Origin of the sequence: Streptomyces sp. NPDC005566, from assembly GCF_040605575.1 — a bacterium.
Classification (GTDB): Bacteria; Actinomycetota; Actinomycetes; order Streptomycetales; family Streptomycetaceae; genus Streptomyces.
Window position 1 is genome coordinate 1 of sequence record NZ_JBEXDB010000053.1, and the last position, 3,882, is coordinate 3,882.

Consider the following 3,882-nt stretch of genomic DNA (forward strand, 5'->3'; position numbering starts at 1 on the left):
CAGCACCGAGGCGAAAGCCTCGGGGGTGGCTTCCTCGAGCCGCTGCGGGAGGTCGAGACCGGCCGCGTGCACAATGCCGGTGAGCGGCCACTGTTGCGGAACACCGGCGATCACCGCGGCCAGGGCATCGCGGTCGGCCACGTCGCAGGCGGCGACCGTGACCCGTACGCCCAGCTCGGCCAGTTCCTCGACCAGACCGGCCGGGGCGACGCCGCCGCGGCTGGTCAGCACCAGGTGCGGCACACCCCGACCCGCCAGCCACCGGGCCACCTCCACACCCAAAGCGCCCGTGCCGCCGGTGACCAGCACGGTGCCCGACGGATCCGGGTTCCACGGGGTCCCCGCCACTGCGGCAGATGTCGCACGGGCCAGCCGCCGGGCCAACACCCCGGACTCGCGGACCGCCACCTGATCCTCACCACCACCAGAAGCCAGGACCTGGACAAGCCGCTCGGCGATCACCGAGTCCACGACTGCGGGCAGGTCGATCAGACCACCCCAGCGTTGCGGGAACTCCAGTGCCGCCACGCGGCCCAAGCCCCACACCGCCGCCAGGTCCGGATCGCCGAGCCGGTCCAGATCACCCACCGACACCGCACCCCGGGTCAACACCCACAACGGTGCCGTGACCTCACCCAGCCCCTGCACCACCGCGAGTGTCTCCGCCCACCCCGACGCGGACAAGACCACACCGGCCAAACCAGGCAGCCCCGACACTTCTTCGACCGAAAGACCGACCACGGTCGCACCCGCAGCCTCCAACGCCGCGGACACCTCAGGGTCCTCGGTGCCGACGACCGCCCACACCCCGGCCAGGACCGCCGACGACGACAGGCCGTCCAGCGGCTTCCAGGAAATCCGGTAACGCCACGAGTCGAGCGTCGACTGTTCCTGGTGGCGCTGTCGCCACGCGGACAAGGCCGGCAGTGCCGACTCCAGACCCGCGAGTTCCTCCAGGTCCTCACGCTCCACCGCATCCCAGAACGCGGCATCCACCAGCTCACCGCCACCGCTACCCGCAGCAACCGTCACCGAAAGCTCCGGCCAGAACCGCTCACGCTGGAAGGCGTAGGTCGGCAGATCCACCACCCTGCCGCCCCAACCAGCAAACAGCGCCGTCCAAGCGACATCGACTCCGGACGTCCACAACCGGCCGGCCGCCGTGACCGCAGTCTCGACCTCCTCTCGGTTCTTGCGCAGCATCGGCACGAACTCCGCTTCTGCCCTCGCCTCTTGAGCCATCGCTGACAGGACTCCGTCCGGACCGATCTCCACGTAGCGGCAGACACCGAGTTCTGCAGTCGTCGCGAGACCCTCGGCGAAACGGACGGCCTGACGGACCTGACCGAGCCAGTATCGGGGCTCCTGCATCAGACCCGGTTCGGCCACAGCACCCGTCAGGTTCGACACGACCGGGATCTGCGCCGGGCGGAACGCGATACCGTCCAGCACCCTGGCGAACTCCTCGAGCATCGGCTCCATCAGGGCCGAGTGGAAGGCGTGCGACACCGACAGCACGTTGAACCGCAGGCCGCGGTCCGCGCACACGGCCGCATACCGTTCAATGGCGTCGACGTCGCCGGAGAGCACGACGGAGTTCGAGCCGTTGACGGCGGCGACGTCCAGACCGGAGTCCGCGACATCGGCTTCGGTGGCCTGCACGGCGAGCATGCCGCCGCCGGCGGGCAGTGCCTGCATGAGCCGGCCACGTTCGGCAACCAGCGTGGAGGCGTCGTCCAGGTCGAGGATGCCTGACACGTGCGCGGCGGTGATCTCGCCCAGGGAGTGTCCCAGCAGGACGTCCGGGGTGACCCCCCAGGATTCGACCAGCCGGAACAGAGCAACTTCGAGGGCGAACAGGCCGGCCTGGGCCCACATCGTGTGGTCGAGGTCCGTGCCGTCGGTGAGGACCTCGCGCAGCGGGCGTTCCAGGCGTCCGTCGAGCCGTGCGCAGACCGCGTCGAAGGCTTCCGCGAACACCGGGAACACCTCGTACAGACTCAGGCCCATCCCGGCACGCTGCGAACCCTGACCGGTGAACAGGAAGGCAGTCCGCCCCTCGGCGGCCGGACCCGCGGCAAGCACGTCCCCGCCGGATGACAGCACCACGCGATGCTCCAGCGCGGCACGCGTCGTCGCCAGCGACCAGCCGACGTCCACCGGATCCAGCTCGGACCGCACGGCTACGAACGACCGAAGCCGCTCCACCTGCGCCCGCAGCGCGGGCTCGGACTTCGCCGACACGACCCACGGCACCAGCCCGGGCGCCTTCGGCGTCGCATCGAGCGCCGTGGGTTCGGACTCCGGAGCCTGCTCGAGGATCACATGCGCGTTGGTGCCGCTGATGCCGAACGAAGACACCGCGGCGCGGCGCGGACGGCCCGCATCGGGCCAGGGACGCGCCTCGGTCAGCAGTTCCACCGCGCCCGCCGACCAGTCCACCTGGGGCGACGGCTCATCCACATGCAGCGTCGCCGGGAGCTCACCGTGCTGCAGCGCCATCACCATCTTGATCACACCGGCCGCACCCGCGGCCACCTGCGTATGGCCGATGTTCGACTTCACCGAACCCAGCCACAACGGCTCGCCGCTCTCGCCCCGCTCCTGACCGTACGTGGCCAGCAGCGCCTGCGCCTCGATCGGATCACCGAGCCGCGTACCCGTCCCATGGGCCTCCACGGCGTCGATGTCGGCGCCGGTGAGCCGCGCGTTGGCCAGTGCCTGGCGGATCACCCGCTGCTGCGACGGGCCGTTCGGCGCCGTCAGACCGTTGGACGCACCGTCCTGGTTCACCGCGCTGCCCCGCACCACCGCGAGAATCCTGTGGCCGTTGCGCTGTGCGTCCGACAGCCGCTCCACCAGCAGTACACCGACGCCCTCGCCCCAGCCCGTCCCGTCCGCGGCAGCCGCGAACGACTTGCAGCGGCCGTCCGCGGCCAGCCCGTCCTGCCGGTCGAACTCCGCGAACATGCCCGGCGTGACCATCACCGACACACCGCCGACGAGGGCGAGTTCGCACTCGCCGGCGCGGAGCGCCTGCCCCGCCCAGTGCAACGCCACCAGGGAGGACGAGCATGCCGTGTCCACAGTGACGGCCGGACCTTCCAGGCCGAACACATAGGCGACGCGACCGGAAATCACACTCGGCGCGTTACCGGTCAGCAAATGGCCGTCTGCGCCCAGCGCTCCAGGGACGCTGTATCCGGACGACGAAGCCCCCGCGAACACACCCACGCTGCGGCCCCGCAGAGAACGCGGGTCCATGCCCGCCGACTCGAACGTCTCCCACGCGGCCTCCAGCAGCAACCGCTGCTGCGGATCCATGGCGACGGCCTCGCGCGGCGAGATGTTGAACAAGGCGGGGTCGAACCGGTCCACGTCATGAACGAATCCGCCGAGGCCGGCGGCACCCCCGGGCACCTCGGCCGGCCAGCCTCGATTCGCCGGGAACGCCGACATACCGTCCACCCCGCCGGTGACCAGGTCCCACAGCTCATCGGGGGACGTGACCTCGCCCGGGAAACGGCACGCCATACTTACGATCGCCAACGGTTCGTCGATTGGCACAACACGGGCCGGCGACGTCGGCACCGGCTCCTGAGCGCCGAAGAATTGCCGGGCCAGGTAATCGCTCAGCACAGCCGGGTTGGGGTAGTCGAACACCAATGTCGCCGCCAGTCGCAGGCCTGTGGCTGCGGTCAGTCGGTTGCGGAGTTCCACCGCGGTGAGTGAGTCGAAGCCCAGGTCCTTGAACGCCTGCCGCTCACCGATCGCGTCGGCCGAAGCGTGCCCCAGCACGGTCGCCGCGCTGCCGCGCACCAACTCCAGCAGCATCGGCAACCGCCGGCCCTCGGGAACCGACCGCAGCCGCTGCACCAGCGC

The 3,882-nt window shown here is 70.5% G+C and carries 1 protein-coding gene; it reads right to left on the bottom strand.

What is annotated here, in order from left to right; genetic code table 11:
* Positions 1 to 3,882, bottom strand: a 3,882-nt coding sequence (locus tag ABZS61_RS34605) for an SDR family NAD(P)-dependent oxidoreductase (protein ID WP_356430436.1), incomplete at both ends; no start/stop codon positions are given.